A 16,112-nucleotide genomic window follows, 5' to 3' on the forward strand; every position below is an offset into this window, starting at 1 on the left:
GCAAATACCAATGGCCATTCCGTCATATGCGACACCGTTGGACAAGCTGTGGTATGTCACCTTCCGGGTGCTCTGCGGCCTGATCTTCTTCTTCCTGCTGGCGCCGATCCTCATCATGATCCCGCTCAGTTTCAACGCCGAGCCATACTTCACCTACACCCGTGATATGCTGACGCTGAACCCTGACGGCTTTTCGTTTCGCTGGTATCAGGAGATGTTCGCGTCGGAAAGCTGGATGCGGTCGATCCGCAACAGCTTCCTGATCGGCATCTGTGCCACGCTTTTGGCCACGACGCTCGGCACGCTGGCGGCCTTGGGCCTGAGCCAATCGCAGATGCCTGCCAAGGGGTTGATCATGGGCATCCTGATCTCGCCGATGATCGTGCCGTTGATCATCTCGGCGGCGGGGATGTTCTTCTTTTATTCGCAGGTCAATTTGGCGAATACCTTTCTGGGGGTGGTGTTGGCGCATACTGCGCTGGGGACGCCCTTCGTGGTGATTACCGTCACGGCGACGCTGGTCGGGTTCGACCATTCGCTGACCCGGGCGGCGGCAAACCTTGGTGCCTCGCCCGCGCTGACGTTTCGCAAGATCACCATGCCGCTGATCCTGCCCGGCGTGATTTCGGGCGGCTTGTTCGCCTTCATCACCTCGTTCGACGAAATTGTTGTCGTGCTGTTTCTTGCAGGGGTCGAGCAACGCACCATCCCGCGCGAGATGTGGTCCGGTATCCGCGAGTCGATCAGCCCGACGATCCTGGCCGTGGCCACCGTGCTGGTGATGATCTCCATTGCGCTGCTGACGCTGGTGGAAATGCTGCGTCGCCGGGGCGAGCGGATGCGCGGCCTGTCCCCGGGCTGATCGCGCCCCACGCCTGCCATATCCAACACCCGGTGTGCTCGCACGCCGGGTGTTTTGCATGGCTGGTGGTATGCAAGGAGGGGCTGCCCACAGCGCCGAACCCGTTGTTGTGCCCTGAACGCCCCCGCGCGACAGGCGCTTTTTCCAGCCTGGAAACCTGCCGTGTCGCAGTCTTTCCGCTATCCAAGCAGCGCCAGCCAGACCCATGCCGTCAGGCTGCACAGCGCCGTGGCGATCAGCACGGTTGATGCCGCGACGCGCCGTGCGCGGCCATACATATTGGCAAAGACATAGGCATTGACGCCGGGCGCTGCGGCGGCGGTCACAACGGCTGACCGGAACTGCCCTTCGTCCAGCGCCAGCGCGCGGCCCATGCCCCAGACGATGGCGGGATGCACGATCAGCGACACACCACAGGCGAAAGCAATGGTGCGCAGATCCCCGTCGGGGCGGTAGCGGTACAACACACCCCCCAGCGCGAACAGCGCAGTGGGCAGCGCAGCGCGCACCATCAGGTCCAGCGCATGGACGACAGGGTCGGGCAAGGTCACCCCGCCAAGGTTTACGGCAAAGCCCAGCATGACAGCGATCACCAGCGCATTGCGGAACATGGCGCGAAACACTTGAAGTGTGGTGCGCCACAGACCGGACCCCTTGTTGCGAAAGATCTCCATCGCAGTGATCCCGATGCCGTAGCAGATCGGCGAGTGGACCGCGATGATGGCATAGTTCGAGGCCAGCGCGTCGGCACCATAGGCGCGTTCGGTGATCGGCAGGCCCAGCAAGAGCGAGTTCGAGAACAGGCAAACAAAGCCGATCGCCACGCAATCTTCCCAGTCGCGGCCAAACAGGAACCGCGCGCCGAGAAAGCCCACTGCAAACCCCGCCACCGCGCCGGTGTAGAAGCTGATGAGCAGCGCCGCGTTGAACTCCTGCCCCAGATCCAGGGTAGAGATTGCCTGAAACAGCAAACACGGGATCGCGAATTGCTGGGTGAAGATCATCAGCCCGTCAACGCCCGTATCGGGGAACAGGCCCCGCCAGACCACGATGTAGCCAAAGCCGATCAGCAAGAACACCGGCAGGATAACTTCGATCAGGGCTTGCATGTCAGCACCACCGGGGTTGCAGCGTCAGGGATGCCGCGCCCCGGTTGCCCGGGCGCGGCGCGCTCAGACATCGAAATGCAGTACCATACCGTCATAGGCGGGCGTGATATGCGCGGGGGTCTCAGCCTGTACGGTCTCATAATCCAGATCAATATGCATGTTCGTCAGGACGGCGCGCCGCGGCGCGGCACTGGCAATCCATTCAAGCGTCCGGTCCAGATGCGCGTGAGTCGGATGCGGCTTGCGGCGCAGCGCATCGACGATCCAGCACTCCAGCCCGTGCAACGCGTCCCAGCCCTCGGGGTACATCTCGACCGCGTCGGGCAGGTAAGCCACCGGACCGATGCGGAACCCCAGCGCGTCGATGGTGCCGTGGTTGGCACGGAATGGTGTCAGCGTCAGGATGCCACCCTTGCCCGCGATCGAGACATCGCCGCGAATGGTCTGCATGTTCAGGATCGGCGGATAGGGTGACCCCTCGGGCTGCGTGAAGGCGTAGCCGAAGCGGGAAATCAGCGCGTCTTGCGTTGCGCCATCGGCCCAGACTGCCAGCCGCTGCCCGGTCAGGAACACGATCTGGCGCAGGTCATCCAGCCCATGCACATGGTCGGCGTGGGCGTGGGTATAGATCACCGCGTCCAGCGACGTGACGCCCGCATCCAGCAGTTGCGCGCGCATGTCGGGCGAGGTGTCGATCAGGACTGAGGTCACGCCATCCGGCGTCACCCGTTCGACCAGGATCGAACAGCGACGGCGATAGTTCTTAGGGTTCTCCGGATCGCAGTCGCCCCATAGATTGCCCAGCCGGGGCACCCCGCCCGACGATCCGCAGCCCAGAATCGTGATACGCAATTGGGCCATCAGGCGGCGCCTTCCAGTGTGGCCTTGGCAAACAACCGGTCGAAATTCGCGCTCGTCTGCCGGGCGAACGCGGCGTAGTCCATGCCGAAAACCTCAGCCCCCACGGCGGCGGTATGCGCGGTATAGGCGGGCTCATTCCGGCGGCCGCGATGCGGCGGCGGTGCAAGGTAGGGCGCGTCGGTCTCGACCAGAATGCGGTTCACCGGCGCGGCCGCGAAGATCGCGCGCAAGTCACGCGAACGCGGGAAGGCCGCAATGCCCGACATCGACAGGTAGAACCCCAGATCCAACGCCACCTGCGCCAGTTCCGCGCTGGAGGAAAAGCAATGCATCACGCAACCGAAAGCACCTGCGCGGTGTTCCTCGGTCAGGATGCGTGCTATGTCGTCATCGGCGTCGCGGGCGTGGATGATCAGGGGCAGCCCGGTCTGGCGCGCGGCCTCGATATGGATGCGCAGGCTCTCTTGCTGCACGGCCTTGCTCTCGGCCGTGTAATGGTAATCCAACCCCGTTTCGCCGATGCCCACGAATTTCGGATGTCTGGCCAGCGCGGTCAGTTGGTCCACGGTTGCCATGGGCTCATCTGCCGCGCTCATCGGATGTGTGCCTGCGGCATAGAACACCTGCGGGTAGTTTTCCGAAATCGCGCGCACCTGTGGTTCCAGCCGCAGCTTCGTGCAGATCGTCACCATGCGCCCCACGCCAGCCGCTGTCGCGCGGGCGATCACATCGGGCAGCTCACCCTTGAAATCCGGGAAGTCCAGATGGCAATGGCTGTCAACAATCAGGGCGGGTGCGGTCATAAGAAGCCTTTCGGGCGGGATCATTCACCGGACCGAGGCGCGGGCGACCTCGTCGATCCTGAACACCATATCCAGCACAAGCGAGGCAGGGTCAAGGTTGACTGCCTGCCCATGTCGCATCCGCGCCCCAAGGGTCTGTTGCAGTTCGGCCCATGCCCGCGCATGGGGCAGCCCGGGCGATAACCGGGCCAGCAACGCGGCCTCACCGGGGGCGGCCTCGACTTCCGGCGGTCCGTAGACGCCCGCGCGGGCCGCGCGCGACAAGAACAGGTCGAACAGCCGCAGGATCATGTCGAACCGCGCGCCCTCGCCGCGCGCGCTCGCGCGTTCGGCCAGTTGCAGGGCGATCTGCCGGTCGGTCTGCGGCGCGCCCTGAAACATGCGGACAATCATGGCGTAAAGCGGCAGACCGTCCATCTGCATAAGGCGGATTGCCTCACCCACCGATCCATCCGACAGCGCGGCGAGCGCGCCGGGGTCGGCTGTGGGGTCCAGGTCGGCGGCATGCAGGGCGGCGCGCATGTCATCGGGCAATAGCGCGGAAAGCCGCACCTCGCGGCAGCGCGACCGGATTGTGGGCAACAGCCCCGTCGGCTGATGGCTGATCAGCAGCAGCGTCGCACGCGCGGGCGGCTCCTCCAGAAGCTTCAGGATGGCATTCGCCGCGTTGGGGTTCATGTCGTCGGCACTGTCCACGATCACCACGCGGTGCCCGCCATCCGTCGCGCTGAGGCCGAAGAACCCGCGCAGGCGGCGCACATCCTCGACCCCGATGATCGAGCGCAGGCGCCCCTTGTCATCCGGGCTGCGCCGGATCAGCAACAGCCCCGGGTCGGATTGCGCGGCGATGTGCAAGGCGGTCGGGTGGTCGGCGGGAATGTCGAGTGTGGTGGGCGCGAACATCCCCGCCGTGTCGCCCGATTGCGCCAGCAAGAACCGCGCGATGCGCCAGGCCAGTGTCGCCTTACCCACGCCGCGCGGGCCGGTCAGCAGCCAGCCATGGTGCATCCGCCCGCTGGTATAGGCTTCCAGGAATTCAGCCTCGGCCCGGTTTTGCCCGAACAGGCGCGCGGTATGGCGCGGATGCGGTGCGCCCTCTACCCGGTCGGGTTCGGGGATGTCGGCGGGATCTGTGCTCATGCCGGTGCGCCCTGCAACAGGGGGGCCACGCGGGCGGCCAGATCGGCGGCGATGGCCTCCAGATTCCGGGCCCCGTTGATGACATGGCAGCGCGTGGGGTTCGCCGCTGCAAGTCGCAGGAATCCGTCGCGCAATGTGTGCTGGAAGGCCAGGCCCAGTTCCTCGAACCTGTCTTCGCCCGACTGCCGCGCCAGCCCGCGCGACAGGGCGGCGGCGGGGTCCATATCGATGATGAATGTCGCGTCGGGTTCCTGCCCGATCATCAGATCGTGGAGCGCATCGACCGTGGCGCGCAGATCGCCCCGCGTGGCCCCCTGATAGACACGGGTGGAATCGGCGAAACGGTCGGTGATGACCACTGCGCCGCGCGCCAGCGCCGGGGCGATGGTGCGTTCCAGATGGTCACGCCGCGCGGCGGTGAACAGCAGGATTTCCGTCTGCGGCGACCAGCGGTCGGGGTCGCCTTCGACCAGCAGGCGGCGGATCGCCTCTGCGCCTGGCGCGCCGCCCGGCTCGCGGGTCAGCACCACGTCGCGGCCCTGCGCGCGCAGCGCATCGGCCAGCAGGCGGGCCTGCGTCGATTTGCCTGACCCGTCGATGCCCTCAAGGCTGATGAACACACCGGAAGGGCGCGCGCCAGATTTCCCCGGCGCGCCGGATTCCGTGGCTGTCCCCGTGCCGGGCAAGCCGGCCCGCGCAGGGGCCGGGGCATGATCCCCGGGCAAGGTCAATTCGCAGCCGGGGTGTCGTCAGATCCCTCTGCCGGTGCATCCCCGCCGCCGCGCAATTCGGCCATCAGGATTTTCGCGGCACTCAGCACGCGGGTGCTGAAGCCGCCTTCGGGCACATCGGCCCCGGCCAGCAACGGCACGTCACGCGACGGCATGCCCGGCACGGTCACACGCAAGATGCCGACCTCTTGCCCGGCGATCACGGGGGCGGGCAGAGGGTTTTGAAAGCTGACCTCGCCCGTGGTCCCGCTTTGGTTCATCGCCGGCACCAGCATGCGCACATCGGCGCCCGCCACCAGCGGCACGCTGGGCGCGGTGCCCATCCAGACATCGGCCTGGGCCATCTGCTCACCCTCGCGCACGGCGGTGACGGTGGCGAACTGGCGGAAGGCATAGTTGATCATGCGTTCGGCTTCCTCGGCGCGTTCGCGTTCGCTGTTCAGCCCGCTGAACACGAAGATGATGCGCCGGTCCCCCTGAAGGGCAGACCCGGTCAGGCCATAGCCCGCCTCTTGGGTGTGGCCGGTTTTCAACCCGTCCAGCCCGACCCCCGCCCCGAGAAGGGGCACGCGGTTGCTTTGGGTGATATCGTTCCAGGTGAAATCCCGCTCGGCCAGATAGGGGTAGTATTGTGGATGTTCCTCGATGATATGGCGCGCCAGCGTGGCAAGATCGCGCATGCTCATCCGGTGGCCGGGATGCGGCCAGCCCGAGGCGTTGGCGATCGTCGTATTCGTCATTCCCAGGGCCCGTGCGCGTTGGGTGGCGATGTTGGCAAAGGCCTCTTCCGTGCCCGCCAGCCCTTCGGCCACGGCGACAGTGGCGTCATTGCCCGACAGGATGGCGATGCCGCGGATCAGATCCTCGACCGTGGGGCGGTGGCGGGTTTCCAGGAACATCGACGACCCGCCCATGGCATGGGCGCGCTCGGACACGGTGAACTGCGTGTCCAGCGTGACGCGGCCATCGTCCAGCGCCTCGAACAGCATGTTCAGTGTCATCAGCTTCGACATCGACGCGGGTGGCAGCGGAATGTCCGAGTTGACGTCGACAAGGACCGTATCGGTGCTGAGATCCACCATGTAGGCCGAGGTCGCGCGGGTCTCGAACCCTGTCTGTGCGCTGGCGGGCAGACCAAGGGATAATGGGCCAAGGGACAACGGGCCAAGCGCCAGAACAGTCGACGCGGCAAAGATTGTGGCGCGGCGCAGCCATCGGGCAAGGGGGTAGTGCATGGCGGGTTCTCCAAGGTCAGCAGGTGGGGCAGGGTCAGCAAGTGAATGGGTCAGCAGGCGGCTGGGATCAGCGAAGGGAGAGGGGCGTGAACGGTGGCAAGGCAGGCGGCCCGGCACCGAAGTTTGGCAAGGGGCGTCACCGGGCCGCAGGTGTTGCCTGCGGCCAGATCAGCGCGACACGACATAGGCATCGCTGAATCCTTCGGATTTGACGGCGGCCAGTGTCCGGTCCCGTTCCGTGACCGAGGGTGCAGGCCCCACCGTCACGCGCCAGTAGCGGTTGTCGCCGCTTTGCCCGGGCGTGATATTGCCTTGCAGCCCCAGCGCGCGCATCTGGGCTGCGGCACGGTTCGCATTGGCCTCGACGCTGAAAATCCCCAGTTGGACATAAGCGCGGTCGATGGGGGCCGCTGCGGGTGGCGGCGGCGGTGCGGCAGCGGGCACTGGGGGGGACGCCGCGCTTTGCGGGGCAGCATCCAGCGTCACGGTCTCGATGCCCTGCGGCGCGGCAGGTTCCTCGGCGCGGCGGCCAAAGGGCCAGAAACGGCGGCGCGGGGCCTCGGGTTCGGCGGCCGGCACCGGGGCGGCAGCGACCTGCGGGGCGGCGGCGTCCGCGCCCGCATCCATGGCCGGTTCTGCGTTAGCATCTGCCAGGGCCGTCTCGGCGACTTGCGCGGCATCAGGGGCCGCTTCAGCCGCGACCTCGGGTCCGGGTTCGGGCGCGGCCTGCGTGCGCAGGGCCACGACTGACAGCGCCGCGGGTTGCCCAGCCAGCATGCCTACCGCCGCCGCTGCATCGGCCGACACCTGAAAGACCGGGCCGGGGTTCTGGCGTTCGCGGCGAAACAGCGCGCCCACAACCTCACGCCCGGTGGTGGGGTTGCGGATGATGACACGCTCGGGGTCGCGCACGTCCGGATGCGCCACCCAGACGCCGCCCAGCGACGGGCGACCGTCCCACAGGCCCTGATCTTGCATGTTGAAGACTTGCGGCGCCTCGACATCGCGTTCGACCGCAGCGCCACTGGCCGCGCGGGTGGCAGACGTGGCGTCCTCGGCCCCGTCGCTGCCAGAGCCGAAGCCCGCACCGTCACAGGCGGCCAGCGCAACCCCAAGGGCGCAGAGGCCAAGAACCTGTCTGAATCTCAGTCGTGCCATGCGTGTCGATGCCTCATTGCCCCGGCTTTCCCCGCGCCTCTATGGTGATGTCAGTTGGGAGACACCGCCAGGGCCGTTTATTCTGTCGGAAAGCCATTTGTGGTCGTTCGCCGTAGTCTAGCGACAGCCGCGCGCCAAGGAAAGGCTTTGACGCAAGGGGCAGCAAGAAGATGCGTGCAGTTGATCGCGCGTGACCGGGTGTGAGGCGACGTGAGGGGCCCGCGCACCCGCCCGCGCACCCGCCCGCCACGCCGCGCGCTGTCGTTCATCGCGCCGCTGTGGCAAAGGGTGTGGCGCTACCCCTGCCATGAGATTTGGCAAGGGGGGGCACGGCCCGCCAGTCTCGTGCGCTGCGTACAGATGCCCCGCTATCGCTTGGCGCTTTTGCGATGTCATCCAGGGGGCCGCTGGCACTGGCCTTGCAAGTTCCGCTTTCCCCGGCCCAACGGCAGAGGACCTGAAACATAGTGGGGGCAACAACCCGGCTGCAACCCGGCCGCCCGCGCGTGGCATTCGACCGGATCGGTTTTGCGGCAGGGCTGCTTTCAGGCGCCATCGCGCCAGCGGTTTACCATCGGGTAGCGGCGGTCCAGCCAGAAGGCGCGTTGTGTCAGCCGGGTGCCGGGGGCGGACTGGAACCTTTTCCACTCCGAGATGTACAGCAGATGTTCGATCTTTTTCACCGTCGCACGCTCAAAGCCCCGGGCGACCAGATCGTCCACGCTTTCGTCATTATCCACCAGCCCGGTCAGAATCGCGTCCAGCACCGGATAGGGCGGCAGGCTGTCATCGTCGCGCTGGTCGGCGCGCAGCTCGGCGCTGGGGGGCTTGTCGATCACGCGCGGCGGAATCACCACGCCATCCGGCCCGCGCATCCAGTCGCGGTGGTGCTCGTTGCGCCAGCGGCAGGTATCGAAGACCCGGGTTTTATACATATCCTTGATGGGGTTATAGCCGCCGTTCATATCGCCATAAATGGTGCAATACCCCACTGCGACCTCGGATTTATTGCCGGTCGTCAGCAGCATCGCGCCGGTCTTGTTGGCGATTGCCATCAAGATCGTACCGCGCAGGCGCGACTGGATGTTTTCTTCGGTCACATCGGGGGCAAGGCCGGCAAACAGCGGCGCCAATGCGTCCGTCATCGCGGCGCGGGGGGCTTCGATCGGCACGGTGTCCAGCTTTGTGCCCAGGCGCTGCGCGACCTCGGCGGCATCATCGAGCGACGATTGCGCAGTATATTCCGACGGCAGCATCACGCAATGCACATTCTCTGGCCCAAAGGCATCGGCGGCGATGGTGGCGACAATCGCGCTGTCGATCCCGCCTGACAGGCCCAGTACCACGCGGTTGAAGCCGGATTTCGTCAGGTAATCCCGCGTGCCCATGACCATGGCGTGGTAATCCTGTTCCAGCGCGTCGGGCAAACTGGCCAGCGGTCCGGGGATGGCGCGCCAGCCCTCGGCGCCCTGCTCGAAATCCAGATGTGTCACGGAATCGGTGAAGGCGGGGAGTTGCAGCGCCAGCTTGCCACCGGGGTTCAGCGCGAAACTGGCACCGTCGAACACCTGATCATCCTGCCCGCCAAGCAAGTTGAGGTAGACCAGCGGCACGCCCGTTTCAACGACCCGCGCCACCATCAGCCCCATGCGGGTATCAAACCGGCCGTTGGTATAGGGTGAGCCATTTGGCACCAGCAGGATTTCCGCGCCCGATTCCACCTGCGCCTCGGCCACGTCCTCATGCCAGGCGTCTTCGCAGATCGGGGTGCCGATGCGCAGCGGGCCGATACGGTAGGGGCCGCAGATGTCGCTGGAGGTATAGAGGCGATGTTCGTCAAAGACCCCGTCATTGGGCAGGTGATGCTTGCGGATCACTGTGGCGATCTGGCCGTTTTGCAAGATCAGCCATGCGTTGAACAGCCGCCCGTCCTGCCACCAGGGTGCTCCGATGCCCATGGCCGGACCATCGGCGCAATCGCGCGCCAATTCTTCCAGCACAGCGCGGCAGGCAGCGGCGAAGGCGGGTTTGCGCACCAGATCCTGCGTCTGATAGCCGGTCAGGAACATCTCGGGCAGGGCCAGCATGTCGGCCCCGGCGGCGCGGGCGGTTTCCCAGGCAGCGCGGGCCATGTCGGCATTATGCTGCAACGCGCCCACGGTGGGGTTCAACTGGGCAAGGGTCAGGCGAAAGCGGGGCATGGGTTCCTCGGCGCAGGGTTGGGGCGTTTAGGTCTGTCATAGCAGGTTGCTACCTGAGTGAAAGGCACCAAGGCCGCTTTGCTGCGGGTTTCGCGGCGGGCGCCCCCTGTCCGCAGCGCGGATGCCCGCCCCGGTGCTCTCCCGCTCATCCCCGGTCACAGGCAGGTGTGGCGGTGCCGAAATGCTTGCCAGCGTGGGGACCCTCTACTAGGGTTTGTGCAGACTCAATAAAGGGTCCGCCCCGCCGCGCGGCACAGCCCGGCGGGCCACGGATATGACAGAGACAGAGGGTTTGGCATGGCGCAATGGTCACAGAAGTTTCTTGCGACAGGTCTGATGCGCAGCACAATGGCTGCCCAATGCGTTGCGCGCGGGTTTCTGGTCGGCGCGGTCGTGCTGGGCGCGGGCATGGCTGCGGCGCAATCGCTCGACGGGACGATGACGCGGCAATATGACGACGGCAGCGTCTATGACGGCCAGTTTCGCAACGGTGTGCAGCACGGGCAGGGCACCTACCGCCTGACCAACGGCTTTGAATACACCGGCGAATGGGTCGATGGCGCGATGACCGGACAGGGCGTGGCGCGCTATCCCAATGGCTCGGTTTATGAAGGCGGATTCCAGAATGGCCGCCCGCATGGAGAGGGTGAGATCATCTTTGGCGATGGCACCAGCTATGCGGGTGCGTGGGTCGAGGGCCGGATCGAAGGCCAGGGGACGCGGCGCTATGCCGATGGTGTGGTCTATACCGGCGCGCTGGTCGATGGTCAGCCCGACGGGCAGGGCATCATGGAGCGCCCCGATGGCTACCGCTATGACGGCGGCTGGGTCGAGGGCGCGCGCGCGGGCGAGGGCACGATCACCTATCCCGACGGCGCGGTATATACGGGCCAGTTGCTGGCCGATCAGCGCCACGGCCAGGGCCGGCTGGAGGGCGCGGATGGCATGGTCTATGAAGGCGCCTGGCAGGATGGCGAGCTGCACGGCACCGGCATCCTGACCCAGCCGAATGGTGATGTCTATGAGGGTGAGTTTGCTGCGGGCCTGCGTCATGGCACCGGCACCGTCACCCATGCCGATGGCAGCATCTTTGAAGGCGGGTTCGATAGTGACGCCCGCAACGGCTTCGGCGTGCTGACCACGCCTGATGGCTACCGCTACGAAGGCAGCTGGCAGAACGGCCAGATCGAAGGGCAGGGCCGCGCCAGCCACCCCGATGGCTCGGTCTATGAAGGGTCGTTCCGCGCCGGGCTGCCGGACGGGCAGGGCACGATGACCTATGCCGATAGCAACAGCTACGAAGGCGAATGGCTGGAGGGCCGGATTGAAGGGCAGGGCCGCGCCGATTATGGCAACGGGTTGGTCTACGAGGGCGGCTTTCAAAGTGGCCTCAGCCATGGCGAAGGCACCATGGCCTTCCCCGATGGCCGTCGCTATAGCGGCGACTGGCAACGCGGTACCCTGCACGGCGAGGGTGAGATGACCTATCCAGACGGTACCGTTTACCGCGGCACCTTCGCCGAGGGCGAGCGTCAGGGGCAAGGCCGGATCGAGATGGCCGATGGCTTCGTTTACAGCGGCACCTGGATCAACGGTCAGATCGAAGGCCGCGGGATCGCCACCTATGTCACTGGCGATGTGTACGAGGGCGATTTTGTCAACGGCCAGCGGCAGGGCGAGGGTGTGCTGCGCTATGCCAGCGGCGAAACCGTCTCAGGCGATTGGGAAGGCGGCATCCTGAAGCCGCAGGTTCCGGGCGTGCAGTAACCGGACCACGCGGTTTTCCAGCCCTCATTGCGCTTTATGGGTGCGTTTCCAACGGCTTGGTGCTTGCGGGTTTCGCGTGCGAAACAGCTAATGTTAACAATGGGTTAATATGTTTCGCACGCAGCCCGGCCCGCGTGGTGCCGCGAAATTTCCAGCCCCTGGCCCCTGATAACCCAGTGCTTTCAAGGACATAGCGCCAAAGTGTTTCGCATGCGAAACATGCTTTGTTAACAATGGGTTAATCCGTGCTGCGAAACGCCGTCGCTCTATTGCTTCGGCCCCTTGCGCGCGCTGCGGGGTTCGGTCCCGGCGATCAGGCGGCGGATGTTGTCCTTGTGGCGGATGAAGACCAGCACCGCCATCACCAGCAGCACGGCCAGCACGGGCAGATAGCCGATGACGCCTGCATAGATCGGCGACAGCCCGATCGCAATCAGCGCGGACAGTGATGAATAGCGGCCCAGCTTGAACGCCACCAGCCATGTCGCACAGGTGGCCAGCCCCACGGGCCACGCCAATGCCAGCAACACGCCCAGATAGGTGGCCACCCCCTTGCCGCCGCGAAAGCCCAGAAATACCGGGAACAGATGCCCAAGGAACGCAGCAAGGGCGGCGGCCTGTGCGGCATCCTCGCCCGCCAGAACCCGTGCGATCAGCACGGCCACCGCACCCTTGCCCCCGTCCAGCAGCAGCGTCAGTGCGCCGGCCAGCTTGTTGCCGGTGCGCATCACATTGGTCGCGCCGATATTGCCCGACCCGATCTGGCGCACGTCGCCCAGACCCATCGCGCGCGCGACCACCAGCCCGAAGGGGACCGACCCCAAGACGTAGCTGGCCAGCCCGATCAGGCCCAGCAGCCACAGGGGCGACAAGAGTTCCGGCATCATGCATCCCCCGCTGCAAAGACGCGGTGACCCGCGACATAGGTGGCCAGCACCTTACCCTCCAGCCGGGCGCCGTCAAAGGGGGTGTTCTTCGACTTTGAGCGCAGCGTGAAACGGTCCAGAACGAAGGGCGCGTCGGGATCAAAGAGCACCAGATCGGCAGGCGCGCCCACGGCCATTTGCCCGCCCTCCAGCCCCAGCCGCCGCGCTGGGTTCAGTGACAGCGCGCGAAACAGGTGCGGCAGGTCCAGCGCGCCCGCGTGGTACAGGCGCAGCGATGCGGCGAGCAGGGTTTCCAGCCCCACGGCACCTGTGGCGGCATCCTCGAACGGCAGGCGTTTGGACTCCTCGTCCTGCGGGGTGTGCATCGAGCAGATGATGTCGATCAGGCCGCTGGCCACGGCCTCGACCATCGCCATGCGGTCATCTTCGGGGCGCAACGGCGGGGTGAGCTTGAAGAAGCTGCGGTAGCTGCCCACGTCCAGATCGTTGAGCGTCAGATGATGCACCGACACGCCCGCCGTCACATCCAGCCCGTTGGCCTTGGCGCGTTCCAGCGCAGGCAGGCTGCGCGCGCAGGTGATCTGGTCGGCGTGGTAGCGCGCGCCCGTCATCTCGACCAGCGCCATGTCGCGGTCAAAGCCCATCCGCTCGGCCATCGGTGACACGCCGGGCAGGCCGCGCAATGACGCGAACTTGCCGCTGGTCACCACCGCGCCGCGCGACAACCCGGGGTCCTGCGGGTGACCGACGATCAGCGCGCCAAGGCTGCGCGCATAGGTCATGCAGCGCGCGAGCACGCGGGTGTCGGTCACCACATGATCGCCATCGGTGAAGGCCACGGCGCCCGCATCCAGCAGGAAACCGATCTCGGACATCTCGCGCCCGGCGCGGTTGCGGGTCAGGGTAGCCATGTGGTGGATGTTCACCGGCGCGTCGCTGTCGGCGCGGCGGTTGACGAATTCCAGCGCCTCGGGCGAATCGATGGGCGGCGTGGTGTCAGGGCGGGTGATGAGGGTGGTTACCCCGCCCGCAGCTGCTGCCCGCCCGGCCGAACGGAAGCTTTCCTTGTGCCGCGCGCCGGGTTCGCCGATCTGCACGCCAAGATCGACGATGCCCGGGGCCAGGCATTTGCCCGCGCAATCAATGACCTGCGCACCCTTCGGCGGGCTGGGCGCGTCCAATGCGGCGATCCGGCCCGCATCGACGATCAGCGTGCCGGGGCGGTCGGTCAGCCCCTCAGGGTCGATCAGGCGGGCATTGTGGAAATAGAGCGTCGTCATGCGTCACCTTTCGCCGGCCAGCGTCGCGCGGATCTCACGCGCCACGGCGGCGGGATTGTTGAGGTAATTCAGATGCATCGGCGTCTGCCCGGTGCGCAGGCTGATGTGCGTGTGCCAGACGCGGATGGCAGTGATATCGGTCAGCGCGATCATTGGCCGCCCGTTGTGATAGATCGCGCGGTCGGTCAGCAGCCAGACATCGCGCAACGAGCCGACCCCTTGCCAGACCATTGGCAAGAGAAGCGAGGCCGCGCCGATCATCAGGCTGAAAGTGTTGATTCCGCCGCTGACACGCCCGCCAAGGAACAACAGATCGGTCAGGTTAGCCGCCATCAACCCAAGGGTGGTGTAGAGCGCCAGCAACGGCCACATCACGGCGGCATCGGGGCGGATGCGGGCGATGGGGCGCTCAGCCCGGGGGGCGGTTGCGCGGGGGGGCATCAGGCGCCGCCCCGGCGTTTGGCGCGTTTGTCGCGGGCGCTCAGGATGTCGGCGATGGCATCGGCGGGGTTTTTAACGTGTTTTATCAGATATTTGTCGCCGGATTTCGTGATAACCTGAATGTCACCGAACAGGCGGCGCACATTCTCCAATTCCAGCAGCATGATCGCGCGACCCCCGGGGCCGATCAGCCGCATGTTGGTCACAACCCATTGAAATTTCATCTGTTCCGAATAGAGATACGCCCCGCGCACCGCCAGCGCCAGCACCGCGCCAAGCGCGCCGATGGCGGCATAGGGGCTGCCAATCAGCGTCAGGACGACGCCTGCGCCGAACATGCCCAGAACCGCCATTATCCCGTGATCGCGCCAGTATGTCGTGCGGTCTGACCGGATGTCGCGCAGTGCTTTTTCGCCGGGTTCGGCGGTGAAAACTGTGTCACCTGTTGCGCGTAGTTCAATGTTTTCAGACATTTGCCGCCTCTTCCAGTCGCCGTGCGCGCAGGTTGCGGGCCAGGAGGTCCATGGCGGCCATGCGCACTGCGACGCCCATTTCCACCTGTTCCTGAATGACGCTTCGGTTGATGTCGTCGGCGATGGCGCCGTCGATTTCGACGCCGCGGTTCATCGGGCCGGGGTGCATCACGATGGCGTCATCCTTTGCATAGGCGAGCTTTTCCGAATCGAGGCCGTAGCGGTGGAAATACTCGCGCTCGGAGGGGATGAAACCGCCGTCCATCCGCTCTTTTTGCAGGCGCAGCATCATCACCACGTCGGCGCCCTCAAGGCCCGCGCGCATGTTGTCGAAGACCTCGCACCCGAACTCGGCCACGCCGGCGGGCATCAGGGTTGGCGGGCCGATCAGGCGGACGCGGTTTTCCATTTTTCCCAGCAAAATCAGGTTGGATCGCGCCACCCGGCTATGGGCGATATCGCCGCAGATTGCCACGGTCAGCCGGTGCAGCCGCCCCTTGGCGCGCCGGATCGTCAGGGCGTCCAGCAGTGCCTGCGTGGGGTGTTCGTGCCGTCCGTCGCCCGCGTTCAGCACCGCGCAATTCACCTTTTGCGCCAGCAGATCCACGGCCCCCGATGACCCGTGGCGCACCACCAGAAGGTCGGGGTGCATCGCGTTCAGCGTTAACGCTGTATCAATCAGCGTTTCGCCTTTCTTAACCGAACTCGACGCCATGGACATATTCATCACATCGGCGCCCAGACGCTTGCCTGCCAGTTCAAAACTGGCCTGAGTGCGGGTCGAATTCTCAAAGAACATGTTGATCTGCGTCATGCCGCGCAGCACGTCGGAATGTTTCGCGCTGGACCGGTTCAGCGCGACATAGGTATCGGCGAGATCCAGAATCGTAGTGATTTCAAGGGGATGGAGGTGTTCTATCCCCAGAAGATGCGCGGCGTTGAATGTCATGGGCGACCTGCGGGCTAGGAGTGTGGGCTGTATACTGTGCAAAGCCGCCATGGGGAACCCGGTTTTCGCAGCCGCCGCCGCCGCGCCGCGCGGTGCGGTAAGAATCGCCATCCCGGGGCGCAGGGGCCCGCGTCTGGAAACAATATGGAAAGCGTATGGCTTTGATACATACGCGCGCCGGGCGGGGCGGGCGTTAACCTGTTGCGCAACACCGC

At 65.7% G+C, this 16,112-nt stretch carries 15 protein-coding genes; 2 read left to right on the top strand and 13 right to left on the bottom strand.

Translation table 11 applies throughout. The features are described 5' to 3' along the window. Positions 1-10 precede the first annotated feature (10 nt). Positions 11-862: an ABC transporter permease gene (locus H9529_RS12400; protein ID WP_092884702.1), complete on the top strand. Its 852-nt coding sequence runs from the start codon at positions 11-13 to the stop codon at positions 860-862. Positions 863-1,041: 179 nt separating this feature from the next. On the opposite strand, the gene H9529_RS12405 is transcribed toward H9529_RS12400, so the two are convergent. The 8 genes from H9529_RS12405 to H9529_RS12440 all read right to left on the bottom strand — a co-directional run bounded on the left by H9529_RS12405 (position 1,042) and on the right by H9529_RS12440 (position 10,100). Further along, a complete protein-coding gene (locus H9529_RS12405; protein WP_092884704.1) occupies positions 1,042-1,971 on the bottom strand; it encodes an AEC family transporter in 930 nt (309 codons plus the stop codon). Between the two features lie 63 nt (positions 1,972-2,034). Further along, positions 2,035-2,832 (bottom strand): MBL fold metallo-hydrolase, encoded by a 798-nt coding sequence (locus H9529_RS12410; protein WP_092884706.1) that lies wholly within the window; start codon positions 2,830-2,832, stop codon positions 2,035-2,037. Further along, complete coding sequence (locus H9529_RS12415; RefSeq protein ID WP_092885351.1) at positions 2,832-3,635, bottom strand: TatD family hydrolase; 804 nt, start codon at positions 3,633-3,635, stop codon at positions 2,832-2,834. Before H9529_RS12415 ends, H9529_RS12410 begins: the two co-directional genes overlap by 1 nt. Before the next feature lie 24 nt (positions 3,636-3,659). Then, entirely contained in the window at positions 3,660-4,775 is a 1,116-nt protein-coding gene (locus H9529_RS12420; RefSeq protein ID WP_092884708.1) for a DNA polymerase III subunit delta', read from the bottom strand. After that, complete coding sequence (tmk, locus tag H9529_RS12425; protein ID WP_092885354.1) at positions 4,772-5,395, bottom strand: dTMP kinase; 624 nt, start codon at positions 5,393-5,395, stop codon at positions 4,772-4,774. Before tmk ends, H9529_RS12420 begins: the two co-directional genes overlap by 4 nt. Before the next feature lie 107 nt (positions 5,396-5,502). After that, a complete protein-coding gene (locus H9529_RS12430; protein ID WP_176846795.1) occupies positions 5,503-6,741 on the bottom strand; it encodes a D-alanyl-D-alanine carboxypeptidase family protein in 1,239 nt (412 codons plus the stop codon). Between the two features lie 168 nt (positions 6,742-6,909). Then, a complete protein-coding gene (locus H9529_RS12435; protein ID WP_092884710.1) occupies positions 6,910-7,899 on the bottom strand; it encodes an SPOR domain-containing protein in 990 nt (329 codons plus the stop codon). 545 nt (positions 7,900-8,444) lie between these two features. After that, entirely contained in the window at positions 8,445-10,100 is a 1,656-nt protein-coding gene (locus H9529_RS12440; RefSeq protein ID WP_092884712.1) for an NAD+ synthase, read from the bottom strand. A gap of 297 nt (positions 10,101-10,397) precedes the next feature. On the opposite strand from H9529_RS12440, the gene H9529_RS12445 reads away from it, so the two are divergent. Then, positions 10,398-11,867: an MORN repeat-containing protein gene (locus tag H9529_RS12445; protein ID WP_223814161.1), complete on the top strand. Its 1,470-nt coding sequence runs from the start codon at positions 10,398-10,400 to the stop codon at positions 11,865-11,867. 266 nt (positions 11,868-12,133) lie between these two features. Here H9529_RS12445 and plsY read toward each other — a convergent pair whose 3' ends face one another. The 5 genes from plsY to H9529_RS12470 are packed head-to-tail and all read right to left on the bottom strand — an operon-like array spanning position 12,134 to position 15,897. Then, positions 12,134-12,751, bottom strand: coding sequence for a glycerol-3-phosphate 1-O-acyltransferase PlsY (gene plsY, locus H9529_RS12450; RefSeq protein ID WP_092885360.1), 618 nt, complete (start codon positions 12,749-12,751; stop codon positions 12,134-12,136). Beyond that, the gene (gene pyrC / locus H9529_RS12455; protein ID WP_092884714.1) at positions 12,751-14,034 is read right to left on the bottom strand and encodes a dihydroorotase; all 1,284 of its coding nucleotides are present in this window, start codon (positions 14,032-14,034) and stop codon (positions 12,751-12,753) included. Before pyrC ends, plsY begins: the two co-directional genes overlap by 1 nt. 3 nt (positions 14,035-14,037) lie before the next feature. Next, complete coding sequence (locus tag H9529_RS12460) at positions 14,038-14,475, bottom strand: hypothetical protein (RefSeq protein WP_092884716.1); 438 nt, start codon at positions 14,473-14,475, stop codon at positions 14,038-14,040. After that, a complete protein-coding gene (locus H9529_RS12465; RefSeq protein ID WP_092884718.1) occupies positions 14,475-14,948 on the bottom strand; it encodes a hypothetical protein in 474 nt (157 codons plus the stop codon). Before H9529_RS12465 ends, H9529_RS12460 begins: the two co-directional genes overlap by 1 nt. After that, positions 14,941-15,897 (bottom strand): aspartate carbamoyltransferase catalytic subunit, encoded by a 957-nt coding sequence (locus H9529_RS12470; protein WP_092884720.1) that lies wholly within the window; start codon positions 15,895-15,897, stop codon positions 14,941-14,943. The genes H9529_RS12465 and H9529_RS12470 overlap by 8 nt, the downstream gene beginning before the upstream one ends. Positions 15,898-16,112 lie beyond the last annotated feature (215 nt).

The sequence above is a fragment of the Roseicitreum antarcticum genome, from assembly GCF_014681765.1.
Taxonomy (GTDB): Bacteria; Pseudomonadota; Alphaproteobacteria; order Rhodobacterales; family Rhodobacteraceae; genus Roseicitreum; species Roseicitreum antarcticum.

Excerpts from the sequence above, each read along its gene's own strand:
- H9529_RS12400 (WP_092884702.1), top strand. The coding sequence starts at position 11 with ATGGCCATTCCGTCATATGCGACACCGTTGGACAAGCTGTGGTATGTC.
- H9529_RS12405 (WP_092884704.1), bottom strand. The coding sequence starts at position 1,971 with ATGCAAGCCCTGATCGAAGTTATCCTGCCGGTGTTCTTGCTGATCGGC.
- H9529_RS12410 (WP_092884706.1), bottom strand. The coding sequence starts at position 2,832 with ATGGCCCAATTGCGTATCACGATTCTGGGCTGCGGATCGTCGGGCGGG.
- H9529_RS12415 (WP_092885351.1), bottom strand. The coding sequence starts at position 3,635 with ATGACCGCACCCGCCCTGATTGTTGACAGCCATTGCCATCTGGACTTC.
- H9529_RS12420 (WP_092884708.1), bottom strand. The coding sequence starts at position 4,775 with ATGAGCACAGATCCCGCCGACATCCCCGAACCCGACCGGGTAGAGGGC.
- H9529_RS12430 (WP_176846795.1), bottom strand. The coding sequence starts at position 6,741 with ATGCACTACCCCCTTGCCCGATGGCTGCGCCGCGCCACAATCTTTGCC.
- H9529_RS12435 (WP_092884710.1), bottom strand. The coding sequence starts at position 7,899 with ATGGCACGACTGAGATTCAGACAGGTTCTTGGCCTCTGCGCCCTTGGG.
- H9529_RS12440 (WP_092884712.1), bottom strand. The coding sequence starts at position 10,100 with ATGCCCCGCTTTCGCCTGACCCTTGCCCAGTTGAACCCCACCGTGGGC.
- H9529_RS12445 (WP_223814161.1), top strand. The coding sequence starts at position 10,398 with ATGGCGCAATGGTCACAGAAGTTTCTTGCGACAGGTCTGATGCGCAGC.
- plsY (WP_092885360.1), bottom strand. The coding sequence starts at position 12,751 with ATGCCGGAACTCTTGTCGCCCCTGTGGCTGCTGGGCCTGATCGGGCTG.
- pyrC (WP_092884714.1), bottom strand. The coding sequence starts at position 14,034 with ATGACGACGCTCTATTTCCACAATGCCCGCCTGATCGACCCTGAGGGG.
- H9529_RS12460 (WP_092884716.1), bottom strand. The coding sequence starts at position 14,475 with ATGCCCCCCCGCGCAACCGCCCCCCGGGCTGAGCGCCCCATCGCCCGC.
- H9529_RS12465 (WP_092884718.1), bottom strand. The coding sequence starts at position 14,948 with ATGTCTGAAAACATTGAACTACGCGCAACAGGTGACACAGTTTTCACC.
- H9529_RS12470 (WP_092884720.1), bottom strand. The coding sequence starts at position 15,897 with ATGACATTCAACGCCGCGCATCTTCTGGGGATAGAACACCTCCATCCC.